At 71.5% G+C, this 15,715-nt stretch carries 15 protein-coding genes; 8 read left to right on the forward strand and 7 right to left on the reverse strand.

The window, feature by feature from the left end; genetic code table 11:
• Nucleotides 1-576: TetR/AcrR family transcriptional regulator (locus FNH04_RS24520; protein WP_322723734.1), on the reverse strand; the 576-nt coding region annotated here is incomplete at its 3' end.
• Between the two features lie 197 nt (nucleotides 577-773).
• On the opposite strand from FNH04_RS24520, the gene FNH04_RS24525 reads away from it, so the two are divergent.
• Nucleotides 774-1,031 carry a hypothetical protein gene (locus tag FNH04_RS24525; protein ID WP_152787724.1) on the forward strand — a complete coding sequence of 86 codons (258 nt, stop codon included), beginning with the start codon at nucleotides 774-776 and terminating at the stop codon, nucleotides 1,029-1,031.
• A gap of 210 nt (nucleotides 1,032-1,241) precedes the next feature.
• Here FNH04_RS24525 and FNH04_RS24530 read toward each other — a convergent pair whose 3' ends face one another.
• Nucleotides 1,242-1,688 carry an Lrp/AsnC family transcriptional regulator gene (locus FNH04_RS24530; RefSeq protein ID WP_322723736.1) on the reverse strand — a complete coding sequence of 149 codons (447 nt, stop codon included), beginning with the start codon at nucleotides 1,686-1,688 and terminating at the stop codon, nucleotides 1,242-1,244.
• Between the two features lie 46 nt (nucleotides 1,689-1,734).
• Complete coding sequence (locus FNH04_RS24535; protein WP_152787728.1) at nucleotides 1,735-3,084, reverse strand: transaminase; 1,350 nt, start codon at nucleotides 3,082-3,084, stop codon at nucleotides 1,735-1,737.
• A 274-nt stretch (nucleotides 3,085-3,358) separates the two neighbouring features.
• On the opposite strand from FNH04_RS24535, the gene FNH04_RS24540 reads away from it, so the two are divergent.
• Entirely contained in the window at nucleotides 3,359-3,592 is a 234-nt protein-coding gene (locus FNH04_RS24540; protein WP_322723738.1) for a hypothetical protein, read from the forward strand.
• 158 nt (nucleotides 3,593-3,750) lie between these two features.
• A complete protein-coding gene (locus FNH04_RS24545; RefSeq protein ID WP_322723739.1) occupies nucleotides 3,751-4,290 on the forward strand; it encodes an HAD domain-containing protein in 540 nt (179 codons plus the stop codon).
• A gap of 17 nt (nucleotides 4,291-4,307) precedes the next feature.
• On the opposite strand, the gene FNH04_RS24550 is transcribed toward FNH04_RS24545, so the two are convergent.
• The gene (locus FNH04_RS24550; RefSeq protein ID WP_152787730.1) at nucleotides 4,308-5,270 is read right to left on the reverse strand and encodes a helix-turn-helix transcriptional regulator; all 963 of its coding nucleotides are present in this window, start codon (nucleotides 5,268-5,270) and stop codon (nucleotides 4,308-4,310) included.
• Between the two features lie 162 nt (nucleotides 5,271-5,432).
• On the opposite strand from FNH04_RS24550, the gene FNH04_RS24555 reads away from it, so the two are divergent.
• Nucleotides 5,433-6,662 (forward strand): epoxide hydrolase family protein, encoded by a 1,230-nt coding sequence (locus tag FNH04_RS24555; RefSeq protein WP_152787746.1) that lies wholly within the window; start codon nucleotides 5,433-5,435, stop codon nucleotides 6,660-6,662.
• Between the two features lie 268 nt (nucleotides 6,663-6,930).
• Here the strand turns inward: FNH04_RS24555 and FNH04_RS24560 are convergent, their stop codons facing one another.
• Together FNH04_RS24560 and FNH04_RS24565 are read right to left on the reverse strand one after the other, a co-directional pair.
• Nucleotides 6,931-7,824, reverse strand: a complete 894-nt coding sequence (locus tag FNH04_RS24560; RefSeq protein ID WP_152787732.1) for a Gfo/Idh/MocA family protein — start codon at nucleotides 7,822-7,824, stop codon at nucleotides 6,931-6,933.
• 179 nt (nucleotides 7,825-8,003) lie between these two features.
• Entirely contained in the window at nucleotides 8,004-11,015 is a 3,012-nt protein-coding gene (locus FNH04_RS24565; RefSeq protein WP_152787734.1) for a glycosyl hydrolase, read from the reverse strand.
• A gap of 279 nt (nucleotides 11,016-11,294) precedes the next feature.
• On the opposite strand from FNH04_RS24565, the gene tgmA reads away from it, so the two are divergent.
• Complete coding sequence (tgmA, locus tag FNH04_RS24570; RefSeq protein WP_152787736.1) at nucleotides 11,295-11,486, forward strand: putative ATP-grasp-modified RiPP; 192 nt, start codon at nucleotides 11,295-11,297, stop codon at nucleotides 11,484-11,486.
• A 13-nt stretch (nucleotides 11,487-11,499) separates the two neighbouring features.
• Nucleotides 11,500-12,474, forward strand: coding sequence for an MvdC/MvdD family ATP grasp protein (locus FNH04_RS24575; RefSeq protein WP_322723744.1), 975 nt, complete (start codon nucleotides 11,500-11,502; stop codon nucleotides 12,472-12,474).
• Between the two features lie 36 nt (nucleotides 12,475-12,510).
• Here the strand turns inward: FNH04_RS24575 and FNH04_RS24580 are convergent, their stop codons facing one another.
• The gene (locus FNH04_RS24580) at nucleotides 12,511-13,503 is read right to left on the reverse strand and encodes a LacI family DNA-binding transcriptional regulator (RefSeq protein ID WP_152787750.1); all 993 of its coding nucleotides are present in this window, start codon (nucleotides 13,501-13,503) and stop codon (nucleotides 12,511-12,513) included.
• A gap of 340 nt (nucleotides 13,504-13,843) precedes the next feature.
• On the opposite strand from FNH04_RS24580, the gene FNH04_RS24585 reads away from it, so the two are divergent.
• Both FNH04_RS24585 and FNH04_RS24590 read left to right on the forward strand, forming a co-directional pair.
• The gene (locus tag FNH04_RS24585) at nucleotides 13,844-14,770 is read left to right on the forward strand and encodes a carbohydrate ABC transporter permease (RefSeq protein ID WP_152787737.1); all 927 of its coding nucleotides are present in this window, start codon (nucleotides 13,844-13,846) and stop codon (nucleotides 14,768-14,770) included.
• Between the two features lie 4 nt (nucleotides 14,771-14,774).
• On the forward strand, nucleotides 14,775-15,715 hold a 941-nt coding region (locus FNH04_RS24590; RefSeq protein WP_152787739.1), incomplete at its 3' end, for a carbohydrate ABC transporter permease.

Below are 15,715 nucleotides of genomic sequence, written 5' to 3' on the forward strand. Positions count from 1 at the left end.
GTCGAGGAGCAGGGCGAGGGGGCGGCGCCAGGCGTCCGGGGCGGCCGCCGCGGCCAGGGAGGGTACGGCCCGGCCGAGCGCGGCCAGGGCGAACAGGACGTCCTCCGTGGTGACATCGGCCCGGACGGTTCCCTGGTCGCGGCCGCGGCGCAGCAGCAGCTCGATCGTCTCCCGGTTGTGGGCGTGCACGGACTGCAGTGTGTCGACGCCCTCCAGGTGTGTGGTCATCAGGTCGTTGGTGCCGCGGTCGGCGGCCAGACCCGCGAACACGGACTCCAGATAGCCGGTCAGACCCGCCCACGCGTCCTCGACGGCGCGCGCCTGCTCGCCGACCGCCATCGTGTCCGTCAGCAGACCGTGGAACACCGCGTCCACGAGGACCGCGCGACTGGGGAAATGCCGGTACAGCGTGGCGTTGCCCACCCCCGCCCGGCGGGCGATGACGTCGAGCGGCGCTTCGAGCCCCTGCTCGGTGAACACCTCGTGCGCGGCCTCGATCAGCAGCTCCCGGTTGCGCCGCGCGTCGCTCCGCCGCACGGGCCTCCCGACCCCGTCGGCGCTGTTGCTGTCCGTCACCCTCGTCACCTTCCGTCCTGCCGGGACGTCACCCGTCCCGCTGGGAAGCCCCCGCCGGAAGGCCGCCCGTCCCGCCGGGAGGCTCTCCGCCCTTTCGGGGAGTGCTCCCCGGTCGGGATGGTACCGTCCGAGCGTGAAGTGGGGAGTTTTCCCCGTTTGTGTCGACCGCGACGGCGAGCGGCGGGAAGGAGGCCCCCATGGCGGCGCCCGCCTTGAAGGAACTCGCTCCCGACGGCCGCGATCCGGCCACGAACCCCTGTCACCTCTACGCGGCTCTGCGGACGAAGGTCCGCTGCGCCCGCGTCCTCGTCCCGGAGAGCGGTGCGTGCCGGCTGGTCGTCCCGCGCGACGCGGCCCGCGCCGCACCGACCGACCGCGTCCGCGCAAATCGACATCCGGCACCCCTCCTCCTGGCGGAAGGACGGCGGGCACGCCATCGGGGCACCTGGGCGTGACGCGCGATATCGACGATGGTGACCCTGCGACTTGCACCATCCTCCGGACCGATCCGCCGCAGTACACCCGGCTCTTCGCCCGCTCCTCGCACACCGCCCCACCCTGGCGCCGGCCGCCGACCTGCCGGCGCTCACCTGGCGCGCCGACACCCTTCTCCGCGGACTGGCCGGGCTACCGGTGCGCTTCGGCCGGCAGGGGCCTCCTGGTGCTCAGCCCACGTTCCACAGGAACCGGTGCGTGTGGATCCCGAAGTACGGGAAGGACCGCACCTCCGCCACCCCTTCGAGGGGCTTCACCACGTCGTTCACGAAGTCGAGCAGTGCCCGCGGGCTGGGGCACACCACCTCGGCGAACAGGTCGAACCCGCCGGAGGTCAGCACCGAGTACACGACCTCGGCCCGCTCGGCCAGGCGGTCGGCGACGGCCCGGGGGTCCCCTTCGGCGGTGACGGTGATGCCGAGCAGGGCCATCGACTGACCGCCCATGCCCATCGGGTCGGTCACCCCGACGACCTGGACGACCTTGGCGTCCAGCAGCCGTTGCAGCCGCTGACGAGCGGCCGACGCCGACAGGCCGACCTTGGGGCCGAGATCCGCGTACGCGATACGGCCGTCGGTCTGCAGTTCGCGCAGGATGGCCCGGTCGATCTCGTCCACGCTGTGTGCTTCCTTCCGCAGGGGCGCCTCACACTACCGGCGCGGCTCAACCCGCCAGGTCGGACAGCGCGTCGGCGAAGACGCCGGTATGGGCGTCGACATCCTGCTCGGTGGTGTCCGGGCACATCAGCGCCATGTTGTGGAACGGCGTCAGCAGGATGCCCCGGTTGGCGAGGTAGAGGTGGAGGAAGTCCTCCAGCTCGGCGTCGGACGCCGCGGCCGACTCCGTACCGGTGCGCGGCGCCCGGCGGGCGAAGCGGTACTCGGTCCGGGCGCCGAGCCGGCTCACCGACCAGGGCAGCCCGTGTGCCGTGATGCCCGCACGCACCCCGGCCTCGAACCGCTCGGACAGCTTCACCATGTGCGCGAACGCCTCGTCGGTGAGCACGTGCTCCAGCGTGGCCCGCATCGCGGCGACGGACAGCGCGTTGCCCGCGAGGGTGCCGCCCACCCCGCCCATGTCGACGAGGTCCAGGTCGTCCCGGCCGAGCAGCCGCTCCGCCAGCTCGCCGGACAGCCCGTACGCCCCCGCCGGTACGCCCCCGCCGATCGCCTTGCCGATCGTGAGCATGTCCGGCTCCAGAGCCCAGGCGGCGGTGCAGCCACCGGGCCCGGCCGAGAAGGTGTGGGTCTCGTCTATGAGGAGCAGGGTGCCGTACCGCCGTGTCAGCTCCCTGACCCCGGCCGGATAGCCGGGCTCGGGCAGCACGATGCCGATGTTGGTCAGCGCGGGTTCCATGAGGACGGCGGCGACGTCACCGTGGGCGAGCTGCTCCTCCAGCTGCGAGAGGTCGTTGAACTCCGCGACCCGGCTGGTCAGTGTCACGTCGCACGGCGCGCCGACATTGCCGGGACGTGCCGTGCCCCGCCCGTCCGGTCCGACGACGATCAGCGACTCGTCGACACTGCCGTGGTAGCAGTAACTGTTCACGAGGATCTTCGGCCGCCCGGTGACGGCACGGGCGAGCCGGATCGCCCAGCGATTGGCGTCGGTCGCGGTCAGCGAGAAACTCCAGCGCGGCAGACGGAAGCGCCGGGTCAGCTCGGCGCCGACCCATTCGGCGTCCTCCGTGGGCAGCATCGCCGTCGCTCCGCCCGACTCCGTGAACCGCCTGCGCACGGCCTCGGCCACCGGCGCGGGCGAATGCCCGGCCATCGCCCCGGTGTCACCCAGACAGAAGTCGACGTACTCGTGCCCGTCGATGTCGGTGACGCGGGCGCCCCGGGCCGTGGCCAGATACCTCGGAAACGCACCCGCGGTCTTGTTCATCCAGGTCATCGGCACCCGGCCGAACAGGTGGTCGGCACGCTCGTACGCGGCCTTCGAACGCGGGTTGCGACGCTCGGCCTCACCGCTCTCACGAGCCAGGAGATGCCGCAGCCGGGCGCGGTCCATGGGCGTACCTCGGATTCAGGCGGAGATGGAATGCGGCGAGACTACGCTCGAAACAACAGGCTGGACAAGGATCTGCACGCATATCCATTGCATGGACGATTGATTCATGCGTCCGCCCGCTTCCCGGCCTCCTCCGATCGGGAACCCCGGCTGAGGCCGTGTACGCGGCGGCGCCCCGGGTACCCGGGCCGCGTTCAGGAAGCGAGTACTCCCGGCTCGAGCAGTTCGAGCAGCTCAAGTACTCCCGGCTCATGGACTCGGAGGAGGTTCCAGCGTGACGAGCACGACGGAGACCGGCGGCATCACCGGTACGCCGGACAAGGACTACAACCTCATCTGGTACGTCGAGGCGTGCCTGAGCAACGCGCTGCGTCTGGAGAACTACATCCAGGACGCGGAACGCGAGAAGGACACCGAGGTCGTGGAGCTGTTCCGCAAGGCGCAGGCCGACAGCCGCAAGGGTGCCGAGCTGGGTAAGCAGATGCTGCGCACCCGTCTCGGGGAGTGACGGCACCTCCCCCGAGGGACGGCGCGGCGGCGCTCTCCCCGCCGAGCCGGGCGGCCGCCAACGGTGAGACACCACTCCACGGAAAACCGTGAGGAGCGCGGAGCGTCCACGGGCTACGCTCGTCGCACTCCCGACGGTCCAGTGTGGAGGGGGACACCGTGGCGAGCCGCCCTCTGCTCTATCTCGACGTCGACGGTCCGCTGAACCCGTACGCGGCGAAGCCCACACGGCGCCCCGACGGCTACACGACCCACCGGATGAAGCCACCGGGCTGGATCGCGATGCATCCGGGCGCGTGGACGGCGTCGGTGAAGCCGCTGCGGGTCTGGCTCAACCCCGGCCACGGTGGTCGTCTCCTGGAGCTGAGCGACCGGTACGACCTGGTGTGGGCGACCACGTGGCGCGAGGACGCGAACGACTTCATCGCCCCCGTGCTCGGGCTGCCGGAGCTCCCCGTCGTGCCGTGGCCGACGATGCACGACGCGGCACCGGACGGCACGTTCTGGAAGACCCGCCACCTCGTCGCGCATGCCGAGGGCAGGCCCTTCGCCTGGGTCGACGACGAACTCGGCGACAGGGACCGCACCTTCGTCCACGCCCACCACACGGGGCCTGCCCTGCTCCACCACGTCGATGCCCGACTCGGCCTCCGCGACGCCGACTTCGAAGCGCTCGCGGCCTTCGCGCACACCCTGTGACCCGGCCGGGCGGACGGTCAGCCGGCCCGTATCGCGTCCAGACACCGGGTGCCCTGGACGCGCAGGGCGTCGGTGAGTTCGGGTGGGGCGTGGGTGAGGGTGAAGTCCGCGTCGACGGACGTGATCATCCAGGCGAGGTCGCGGGGCGTGTCGGCGCCCAGGCGCAGCAGGCAGCTGCGGTCGTCGAGCGGCTCGACGACGCCCATACCGGGCCAGACCCGGTCGGCGACCGCCTCGGCGGACTCGTGCAGGGTGACGGTGGCCTGGAACCGCCAGGCCCGTGACGACAGCCGGTGCGCCACATACGTCGCCACATCGCCCTCGGGAGGCTCACGCGGAGCGAACCGCGGACCGGTCGGGGTGCGCGGGACGAGCCGGTCGACGCGGAACGTGCGCCAGTCACCGCGGTCGGTGTCCCAACCGACCAGATACCAGTGGCGTTCGAAGCTGACCAGACTGTGCGGCTCGACCGAGCGGACGCTGTGCCCGCCGCGGGGGCTCGTGTAGTCGAACCGCAGCCGCTCGTGCCGTCGGCACGCCTCGGCGATGGCCACGAGCGTGTCGGGGGAGACCTCGGGGCCCGGGACCGAGCCCGCCCGGACAGTGGCGGCGTGCAGCGTGCCGACCCGGTGCCGCAGCCGGGAGGGCAGCACCTGCTCCAGCTTGGCCAGCGCGCGCAGCGAGGACTCCCCGATGCCCGCCACCGAACCACCGGCCGCGGTGCGCAGCCCGACCACGACGGCCACGGCCTCCTCGTCGTCCAGCAGCAGGGGCGGCAGACTCGCCCCCGCGCCCAGCCGGTACCCGGCGGAGCCGCGGCTCGCCCGCACGGGATACCCCAGCTCGCGCAGCCGCTCCACGTCACGGCGCACGGTACGCCGGCTCACTCCGAGACGTTCGGCGAGCTCGGCGCCCGACCGGTCGCCATGGGTCTGCAGCAGGGCGAGCAGCTTCAGCAGCCGTCCGGAGGTCTCCACCATGTCCCCCAGACTGCCGGAGAGTTAGGACCGCAACTGACCCAGGTGCTTCCTAACGTCGCAGCCATGACGACCACGACACCCGGCGACCACACGACTCCCGGCAACGACATGCCGTCCGGCAGCCCCATGACACCGGGCGACGACACGCCGTCCGGCAGCCCCATGACACCGGGCAACGACACGACACACGGCATCCGTACGGCATCCGCAATCCACCCGTTCCGCATCGCGATCCCGCAGGACCGGCTCGACGATCTCCACGCCCGGCTGGCCGCCACCCGCTGGCCCGCCGAACTGCCCGGCGTCGGCTGGAGCCGTGGCGTCCCGGTGACCTACCTGCGCGACCTCACCGACCACTGGCGCACCGGCTACGACTGGCGGGCCCACGAGGCGGCGCTCAACGCACACCCCCAGTTCCTGACCACCGTCGACGGGCAGAACCTCCACTTCCTGCATGTGCGTTCCCCGGAGCCGGACGCCACACCGCTGATCCTGCTGCACGGCTGGCCGGGCTCGGTGGTGGACTTCCTCGACGTCATCGGCCCCCTGTCCGACCCCCGCGCCCACGGCGGCGACCCGGCCGGCGCCTTCCACCTGGTCATCCCGTCGCTGCCCGGATTCGGCTTCTCCACACCGCTGGCCGGGCCCGGTATGAACGCCGCCCGGATGGCCACCGTGCTCACCGAACTGATGTCCCGACTGGGCTACGCACGGTACGGCGTCCAGGGGTACGACACCGGCTCGTGGATCGCCCCCGAGATGGGCAGGCAGGCCCCGGACCGCGTCATCGGCATCCACGTCAACGCCATGGTCACCTTCCCTCTGGAGGAGGGCGACACCGACGGCCTCACGGACACCGAGCAGCGCCGCCGGCAGAGCATGCAGGACTTCAACGACGGCTACCTGCGGTGCAACTCCCAGCGCCCGCAGACGGTGGCGTACGCCCTCACCGATTCCCCGGTGGGCCAACTGGCCTGGATCGTGGAGAAGTTCAAGGAACTGACCGATCCGGAGGACGCACTGCCCGAGGACGTCGTCGACCGGGACCGCATGCTGACGAACGTCTCCCTGTACTGGTTCACCGGCACGGCCGCCTCCGCCGCCCAGGTCTACTACGAGGAGATGTCCGCGACCACCTGGGCCGAGGGCGGGGCGACGGACGGGGCGACCGAGTGGGACGGCGTCCAGGACGACTGGGCGGCAGGCGGGCGAGGAACGGTGCCCACCGCCGTACTCGTCTCCACCCACGACGTGACCGTCCGCCGCTGGGCCGAACGCGACCACCACGTCGTACGGTGGACCGAACTCGACCGCGGCGGCCATTTCCTCGCTATGGAGGCCCCGGAGCTCCTCGTCCGCGACGTACGCGAGTTCTTCGGCACGACGCACTGAGAGCCTGTGTCATATCCCCGGCCGGGCGCGCGACGCCTGGCACGCACACTCGCCGCGTCGCCGAAACGCCCACGTGACTCCTCCCCCACTCTCGGCTTCGCTCGAGCGGGGGGACCCCCATCGAGGGCGCTGCGGCGCCTTGCGATCGCACGCACCAGACGCCGCACGCTGATCCGACCGGGGATATGACACAGGCTCTGACGGTGGCGGTGCCCCGCTCAGGCCGGCGGGGCACCGCCACCATAGGAGAACGGCAGCACAGGGTGCGTCACCCGGTCCCGAAGCCACCGCCCAACTGCCCTTCGGCCGCGGCGAGTATCCCCGTCACCCGCAGGCCGAACGCGGCGTCGCACGCGTGCGGGCGGCCGGTGTCGACCGCGGCGAGGAGAGAGTCCGCGGCCCGGGTGAGCGCCTCCACCGCTCCCTCGGTGGAGGCCGGCAGGACCGTGACCCCGGCCTTTCCGCGCAGCTCCACGGTCGCTCCGGCAGCCGCGGGCGGGGCCGTGAGACTCAGCGTCAGGGTGCTCGACGCCCCGCCGGCGTGGCCGAGGACCAGGTGGACGGTGTCCTCGGGGCCGCGTGCCGCGGCGGCCACCCGCTGGACGTCGCCGAGCACCGGCAGCAGCACCGACAGGGCGTGCGGACCGACGTCCCACAGCGCCCCCTTCTCCCGGCGCCACGGCGACGCCGCGAACGGGCTGTCGCTGGTGAACACCGCGCCGAGCCATTGCGCGCGTGCCGTGAACCAGCCGTCCGTGGCGGCCTGTTCGGCGATCCAGGCCTCCGCCGCGCTCTGGAAACGAGCGGTGAAGAAGACGACCGAGGCGATCCCCGCTTCCATGGCCGCCTCGACGACGGCCCGTCCCTCGTCGACGTTCGTCGCGACGGGCTTGTCGAGCAGCAGATGGCAGCCGGCCCGTGCGGCGCGTACGGCGAGGGGCGCCTGGACGGAGGGAGGCAGGGCGACGGCGACCGCGTCCACGTCGGCGAGCAGGGCGTCGACGTCGTCGTAGGCGCGTATGCCGTGACGGCCGGCCAGTTCCCCGGCCGCCTCCGGGCGCCTGCCCCACACCCCCACGAAGTCCAGTCCGGGATGCCCGCTCAACGCCGGGGCGTGGGCCATCTCGGCCCACGGTCCTGTCCCGAGCAATCCGATGCGCATGCCGCCGCCTCTCCTCGTGCCGATACGTCGCTGCATCGCTGGATCGCTACGTCGACACGCCGTTTGGTACGACGGCAGATCCGTACGGCTGCCGTTCGCCGTCCGCGCGCGACGAGCTTCCCACCCGCGCGCGGTGAGCTTTTCACGTGGGCCCCGGCGCGCACCACCGATCTCCCTGTCTACCCCACCCGCGCCTGCGCGTAGGGAACCAGCCGGACGGGACCCAGCAGCCCGTACGCCTGACGTGCGACCCCGCCGAAGACGTCCGGAACGGCCACCCGCAGACGGTTGAGGAGGGGCGTGGCCACCTCGACCTCAAGCGTGTTGTCCCCGCGCCGAAGCCACGGGCCGACGTCGAGGACGGGGTGGAGCCGGTCGACGGGCCCGAGGCGGCTGCCGTTGAGGGTGACCCGGCAGGTGTCACCGACCTGTCCGAGTTCGAGGAGCGCTCCGTGGCCCGCGGTCCAGTCCGGCGGCAGCGTGAGCGTCGTCCGGTAACGGCCGATCCCCGAGACATCGGCGAGCTCGGGGATCTGCGGCCAGGGCAGCAGCGTGCCGAGCGTCAGCGTGTGCCGGACGACCTCGGTCCGTGTCGGCCCGTCGCCGGGGCGCCAGTCCTCCACGTCCAGCTGCCAGCGGTCCGGTACGACGGGGGCGGGCACCGCGGCGATCCTCGTGGTGACGGTACGGCCGTGGGACAGCCGGGTCGTGTAGGTGCCCGCCCGGCCGGCCCGCACGGCGAGTCCGTCCGGCGTGAACAGCACCTCGTCGGCGTCGCCGGCGACGGCGTGCGCCCGCCTGCCGACGCGGTCGCCGAACAGGCCCGGCCGGCCCAGCGCGACGATCGCGGCCTGCCCGGGCTGAAGCGCCACACGCAGCGTGAAGCGGCCGTCGTCCTCGGTGTAGCGGGCGAGGCGCACGACCTCGCCGGTCCACGGGTCCAGCAGGTACGGCACCGCGGTCCCGCGCACGGTGCGGCGCAGCGTCACCTCGTGGTCGATCGCGGCGACGGGCGGCCGGACCGTCTCGGCGTGCTTGCCGTTGCACAAGTAGTAGAAGTCCACGTCCTCGGTGACCCGGTGGGCGTTGAGGAGGGTCGAGGTGGTGGCGTACCGCACGTCCGGGGTCACCCCGAGCTGTGCGAGGGCGTCGCCGACGGCCGCCCTGTCCGTCACGCGGCGCACATGGGGCAGGGCGAGCAGACGCGTGAGCACCTCGCGCAGCCGCTCGGTCCCGCCGTCCCCGGGCACCCCCGGCGTCAGCGCCTGGTCGAAGGCACCGAGCAGGACGACCGGCAGCCCGGCCGTGGCCAGGTCCAGCACCCTGCGGGCGTCGGCCTCGGCCAGCGTGGGCGTGGACCCGTGGAAGAAGTCGCCCTCCACGAACAGCGCCTTGTACGCCGGTCCCTCGGGCGCGAGCCGGCCGCCGGAGACGACGGCGCCCGGCAGACCGAGCAGCGGACCGCTGAGGAACTGGTGGGTCCACCCGAGCGGCACCCCGGTCGACGTGAACCACGAGGCACCGATCCCGGTGGCGGTGTAGCCGGTCTGGCGGAACACGGCGACGTCCGCCCGGGCGGTACCGGCCTGCAGGACGCGGTGCACCCGGCCGAGGTAGCCGGCGATGTCGTCGGCGTGCCGCCAGGTCGGCTGGCGCGGCCCCCAGGACTCCCCGTAGCCGGGCGCCCCGCCGTACGGGCTGAACGCGGCGAAACCGGGCCAGCTCACCCCCGGCGCGGTGGCGTACGAGAAGCCGTGCAGGACCGTCTGGTTGACGCCCGCCGCGTACGCGCCGCCCATGGTCCGCAGGAACCGGTCCCAGGTCGTGCCGTACGCGGATCCGTTGTAGGCGCCTGCCTCGCAGGACAGCACGGTGTGGCCCGCCATGTCCCGGCCGCCGGCCAGACAGCGGTGGTCGTCCAGGTTCTTGAAGCCGAGCGACTCGCCCTCGGCGACGTCGAGGATCGCCGCCGAGGCGATGGCGTCGGTCGGCAGCCCGTACGGCTGGGCGCGCAGCGCCATGCCCAGGGAGTGCGCCCAGTCGCGCAGGGCCCGGACGTGGTGACGGTTGAACAGCCCGGAGACGGTCTCCCAGAAGTCGTGCCGGATCTGCCGGGTCAGCTGTGCCTCGAAGGCGAAGACCTGGTTGCCGTTGTCCAGCACGACCGCGGGGAGATACGGCAGGAGCGGCCGGCCGGTGTGCTTCTCGAACGCCTCGGGCAGCCGGGGCGTCCACTGCAGGCCGTCGGTCTCCAACTCGATGGAGTCCTCGAAGAACGCCCCGCCCGCGGCCCGCAACAGCCGCCGCAGGGAGGGAGTGAGCAGCCGTGACTCCCAGTACTCCGTGATCGCCGCGGTGCCGGCCGGGCTGAAGTGGTCGACGACGAAGGCGGCGGGGGAGGAGTGCGGGCCCGACTCGGGCTGCTGCCCCGAGCCCCGCCGCCAGTACGAGATCAGCACCCACTGTCCGTCGGGCGGCGCCGTCCACGTGAGGGCGCCGTCGGTGACCCGGCGGGTGAGGTCCTCGACCGTGGCGAGATCCAGGCCGGTCTCCCTGCGGGTGGAGTGGGCGGGGTCGACGCGCGCCGCCTGCACGGCGAGGAGGTGCTGCCGCCTCACGCCGGGCGCCGCCTCGTGCACGGGCGGTGGCACGGGCCCGCTGAAAGTGGCCCCGCCGGTCAGCTGGGCGCGCCCGTGGGCGAGCTCCTGCACGGCCGCCTCGTCGTCCGGGGTGATGCCGGGCACGGCGGCGGGCCAGGCGGGGCCGAGTGTGAGGTCGACGGTGAGTCCGCGTCTCGCGGCCCGCCGTAACGCCGCCTCGACGCCCGCGCGCCAGGGTCTGCTGCCCCACCCGTGGTGCGCGGTGTCCAGGACCGACTTGTCGCGGACGCTGTGGTGCACGGCGGCGATCTCGGCTCCACCGAACCCGGCGTCGGCCATCTGGTCGATCTCCCGGGCGACTTCGTCCGGATCGACGAGTCCGTCCGGCCACCACCACCGGAACCTGGGGCGCACGGACCGTGGGGGTGCGGCGAACCATTCGGCGCCGACTCCCCGGCCGCCGGTGGCCGAGCCCGGGACGGCGGCCGACGGGGGAGCCGGACCCAGTGGGACGCTCGCCCCCGCCACCAGCCCGGCAGCCAGGACCGAACGGCGCGTCACCCCGCCACGCCCTGAGATGGATTCACGCATGGCCTCGGCCCCCAGTCCGGTTGATGAATCGTTTCAGGCACCATGAAACGCCGGAACGCTAAGCCGGGGGATCGCCCGAGGTCGAGAGCCTCGGAAAGCGTGTGGCGCACGTCACTGTTACTGGCCGGTCGGCCCCTGGATCAAGGGGCGGACGTTTAAACCGGCCGTTGGGTTGATGTGACGATCTTCACCTCGATGTGACGCAAAGTGATGAACCTTCTTCGCGGGAACTGACGTATATGAACACGTATAACCAACGTCCGACCTGGGAGATTCACCTTGCGACCGTTCACTCTCAACTTCGTTCGCCCGAGAGCCCTGCCGACCGTCGTGGAGCCCTACAGCTACGACGCCTCGTTGCAGCTGAACATCCTCGGCGACGGCCGCCCCGCCGTCGCCGACCGGGACCTCCTGCTCGCGGTCGGCACCACGACCTCCACGGCAGGCTCGGCGACGCACTTCGACGACTGACTGGCAGCCGCCCGTGACCGTACTGATTCTCACGTCGGAGCAGGACGTGACCGCCGACATGGTGGTGGCGGAGCTCAACCGGCTGGGTGTGCCCGTGATGCGCCTCGACCCGGCCGACATCCCCGGAAAGGCCAAGCTGTCGGCCGACTACGCCCACGGCGACTTCGACGGGCACCTGTCGGTCCACGGACATGTGCTCAGCATGGGCGGCCTGCGATCCGTCTGGGTCCGCAGGCCCGGCGAACCCGCCGCCCACGCGCCGGAACCCTCCGCGTGGCTGACCGCCGAGACCAAGCAGGCGCTCTACGGGATGCTCTACTCGGCCTCGACCGCGTGGATGAACCACCCGGGCAACGCCGAGCAGGCGCGCCACAAGCCCTGGCAGTTGCGGCTCGCCCACTACAGCGACTTCGCCGTACCGCCGACCATCTTCACCACCGCGCCGAGGCTCGCACAGCAGTTCGCCGAGACATACCGGGACGTGGTCGTGAAGTCGGCCTCGGGTCCGCCACCGGACGACCCCGAGGCCGCCCTGCCGACGACACTGATCGGCCCCGACGCCGACTTCTCCACTGTGGCCGCCGGGCCCGCGCTGCTGCAGCGCTATGTACCGAAGCGGGCCGACATCCGTCTGACCTGCGTCGGCGAGCGCCAGTTCGCCGCCCGCAAGCGCTCCGCGCCCGGGCAGGTCGACGGCCGCTACGGCGAGACCGGGCACCCCTGGGAGGCCGTCCCGGTGCCCGACCGCATAGCCAAGTCGGCACTGGAGTACCTCTCGCTCTCCGGTCTCGCGTACGCCGCCTTCGACTTCGCCGAGGACGAGGAAGGAGTGTGGTGGTTCCTCGAGTGCAACCAGGGCGGGCAGTTCGGCTTCGTCGAACTGGAGACGCAGCAGCCGATAGCGGAAGCGGTCGCCCTCTGGCTGTCCTGGCGCAGGACGGACCGGCGAGTGCCCACCCCTCCCTGGCTCCCTGGTGACCGCGGATGAGCGGGTGGGGGTCCCACTGCCGTCCGCGCGGGACCCTCAGGCCTGCGAGGGCGGTGGCGCCGTGCTCTCGCGCACCACGAGCCGGGTCGGTACCAGCGTCGTGCCGCGCTCGGCGCCCTCGTGGCGCATCTTGCGCAGGACGTTCTTGACGCAGAGCCGTCCCACCTCGGCGAAGTCCTGGTGGAGGGTGGTGAGCGGGGGCAGGAACGAGCTCGCCTCGGGGATGTCGTCGAAGCCGATGACGCTCACGTCCTCGGGCACGCGCCGCCCTCGCTCGTGCAGGGCCCGCAGCAGGCCGAGGGCCATCTGGTCGTTGGCCACGAAGACGGCGGTGCAGTCCTCCCGGGCCGCGAGTTCGAGCCCCGTACGGTAGCCCGACTCCGCCGACCAGTCGCCCCGCAGCAGGGGTGGCGGGGTACGGCCCGCCTCGACGAGGGCCGCGTGCCAGGCGTCCGCCCGGCGCTGCGCGGCGAAGGAACCCTCGGGGCCGCCCAGGTGCCACACCGTGCCGTGACCCAGGCCGAGCAGATGTCGTACGGCGGCGCGGCTGCCGCCGGCCTGGTCGGTGTCCACGACGTTGTAGCGGTCGCCCGCGTCGGAGTCGACGACCACGACCTGGACGTGCGGCGGCAGCGCGATGGTCGCCGCGTCGAGCAGGTGCACCTCCATGATGACGATCACCGCGTCGACCGCGAGTTCCTCCAGCCGGGTGAACGCGCCGCGGACCTCGTCCTGGGTGGGCACGGCGACCGGCAGCAGCGTCACCGCGTACCCCTCGTGCGCCGCCGAGTTGGCGATCGCCTCCAGTGTGCGGACGTTGCCCGTGGTGGACAGCGAGAAGGTGATGACGCCGATCGTGCGGAACTCGCCGCGTTTGAGGGCCCGGGCGGCGCTGTTGGGCCGGTAACCCAGTTCCTTCATGGCCGCCAGCACCTGCTGCCGGGTCTCCTCGGTCACCCCGGCGTAGCCGTTGGACACCCGGGAGACGGTCTGCGACGACACTCCGGCCAGCCGGGCCACGTCCGCCATGGAGGCGGTCTGGCCCCTGGCCCCGGCACGGGGCCGTCCGCGCCCGCCGCCGGTGACGCTCGGGGTTCTGTCAGCCGTGTCCATCCGCCGGCCGTCTCCTCTCCTGGGCTGTCGCATCACAGTTTCACTGCTTGCACCACGGCTTCACCAATGGTCCCTTGACCGCCGCGATCGGGGCAGTGTAGACATGCCGCCACTGGATGTTTACGTAAACATAACAGCGCAGGGGCCCTTTTCCGAGGCCCATGTTTGCGTAAACATCGCGGCGGAGCGGCCACAGGGTTCCACGAGGACACCAGGCGGCACCGCTGGTTCCGGCAGGTGACGAACGAGGAACGACATGACGACGCAACAACCGCCTGCGGCCGTGGAACCGCGGCCGGCTCCGCCCCCGGCGAGACGGGACCGCCGCTCCTGGACGGGGTGGGGTTTCCTGGGCCCCTTCGTGGCCGTGTTCGCGCTCGTCTTCCTGGCGCCGATCGCGTACTCGATCTACCTCAGCCTCTTTCGCGACCAGCTGATCGGCGGCACCACCTTCGTCGGACTGGACAACTACCAGGCGGCGCTGGAGGACGACCGGTTCTGGGCCTCCCTCGGCCGGGTCACGCTCTTCCTCGTGGTCCAGGTGCCGATCATGCTCGGCATCGCCCTGCTGATCGCCCTCGTCCTGGACAGCGGACGGCTCTACGGCAAGGACTTCTTCCGCATCACGATCTTCCTGCCGTACGCGGTACCCGCCGTGGTCGCCACCCTGATGTGGGGCTTCATGTACGGCACCCGCTACGGCCTCGTCGGGGACGTCAACGAGGCCTTCGGCGTGAACCTGCCCGACCCGCTCTCGACCGACCTGGTCCTGGCGTCGATCGGCAACATCGTCACCTGGGAGTTCGTCGGCTACAACATGCTGATCTTCTACTCCGCGCTGCGTGTCATCCCGCACTCCCTCTACGAGGCGGCGGAGATCGACGGCGCCGGACAGATCCGCGTCATCACCGCCATCAAGCTCCCCGCCATCCGCGGTGCCCTCGTCATCGCGACGATCTTCTCGATCATCGGCAGCTTCCAGCTCTTCAACGAGCCGAACATCCTGCGGCAGCTGGCGCGCAACGCCATCACGACCGACTTCACGCCGAACTTCTACACGTACTCACTGTCCTTCAACGGCCAGCAGCAGAACTACTCCGCGACGGTCGCGATCATCATGGGGGTGATCACCATGGTGATCGCCTACATCGTGCAGTTGCGCGGCATGCGCAAGGGAGCGTGACCCGATGAGCACCCCCGTCACCACCGCTTCCTCCTCCGCACCCGCACCGGCCGCCGGCGCGGGCAAGGGCACGGCCCGTCTGCGGACACCCCGCAAGCACGTTCCCGGGCGCCCCCAGCGCAGTGTGCTGCTGACCGTGCTCACCGGCCTGATGCTGCTCTACACCGTGGTGCCGCTGATATGGCTGGTCATCAGCGCCACCAAGACCCAGGAAGGGCTGGCCGACTCGTCCGGACTGTGGTTCGCCGACGACTTCGCCCTGTGGGACAACATCCGGGACACGTTCACGTACAACGACGGCGTCTTCACACGCTGGCTGGCGAACACCGTCCTGTACGTCGTGCTCGGCGCCGGCGGGGCCACGTTCCTGTCGATCCTGGGCGGTTACGCGCTGGCGAAGTTCGACTTCCCCGGCAAGCGCGCCGTGTTCGCCGTGGTCATCGGTGCCGTCGCCGTCCCCGGTACCGCCCTCGCGGTGCCCACGTTCCTGATGTTCAGCAAGATGGGGCTCACCGACACCCCCTGGGCGGTGATCATTCCCTCGCTCGTCTCGCCCTTCGGCCTGTACCTGATGTGGGTCTTCGCCACCGAGGCCATCCCCACCGAACTGCTGGAGGCCGCCCGTATGGACGGCGCGAGCGAGGCGCGCACCTTCTTCCAGGTCGCCCTGCCGCTGCTCGCCCCCGGCATCGTCACCGTCCTGCTGTTCACCACGGTCGCGACCTGGAACAACTACTTCCTGCCGCTGATCATGCTCAAGGACGCGGACTGGTACCCCCTGACCCTGGGGCTGAGCGTCTGGAACTCCCAGGCCGAGACGATCGGCGGCGACGTGATCTTCAACCTGGTGATCACCGGCTCGCTGCTCACCATCCTCCCGCTGATCGCCGCGTTCCTGCTGCTGCAGAAGTACTGGCAGTCCGGTCTCGCCGCCGGAAGCGTCAA

The sequence above is a fragment of the Streptomyces phyllanthi genome (assembly GCF_009377205.1).
GTDB classification, from domain to species: Bacteria; Actinomycetota; Actinomycetes; order Streptomycetales; family Streptomycetaceae; genus Streptomyces; species Streptomyces phyllanthi.

What these genes read in the sequence shown, in the direction of transcription:
- FNH04_RS24525 (WP_152787724.1), top strand. Translation starts at nt 774, where the DNA reads ATGGCGGCGCCCGCCTTGAAGGAACTCGCTCCCGACGGCCGCGATCCG.
- FNH04_RS24535 (WP_152787728.1), bottom strand. Translation starts at nt 3,084, where the DNA reads ATGGACCGCGCCCGGCTGCGGCATCTCCTGGCTCGTGAGAGCGGTGAG.
- FNH04_RS24550 (WP_152787730.1), bottom strand. Translation starts at nt 5,270, where the DNA reads ATGGTGGAGACCTCCGGACGGCTGCTGAAGCTGCTCGCCCTGCTGCAG.
- FNH04_RS24555 (WP_152787746.1), top strand. Translation starts at nt 5,433, where the DNA reads ATGACACCGGGCAACGACACGACACACGGCATCCGTACGGCATCCGCA.
- FNH04_RS24560 (WP_152787732.1), bottom strand. Translation starts at nt 7,824, where the DNA reads ATGCGCATCGGATTGCTCGGGACAGGACCGTGGGCCGAGATGGCCCAC.
- FNH04_RS24565 (WP_152787734.1), bottom strand. Translation starts at nt 11,015, where the DNA reads ATGCGTGAATCCATCTCAGGGCGTGGCGGGGTGACGCGCCGTTCGGTC.
- FNH04_RS24580 (WP_152787750.1), bottom strand. Translation starts at nt 13,503, where the DNA reads ATGGCGGACGTGGCCCGGCTGGCCGGAGTGTCGTCGCAGACCGTCTCC.
- FNH04_RS24585 (WP_152787737.1), top strand. Translation starts at nt 13,844, where the DNA reads ATGACGACGCAACAACCGCCTGCGGCCGTGGAACCGCGGCCGGCTCCG.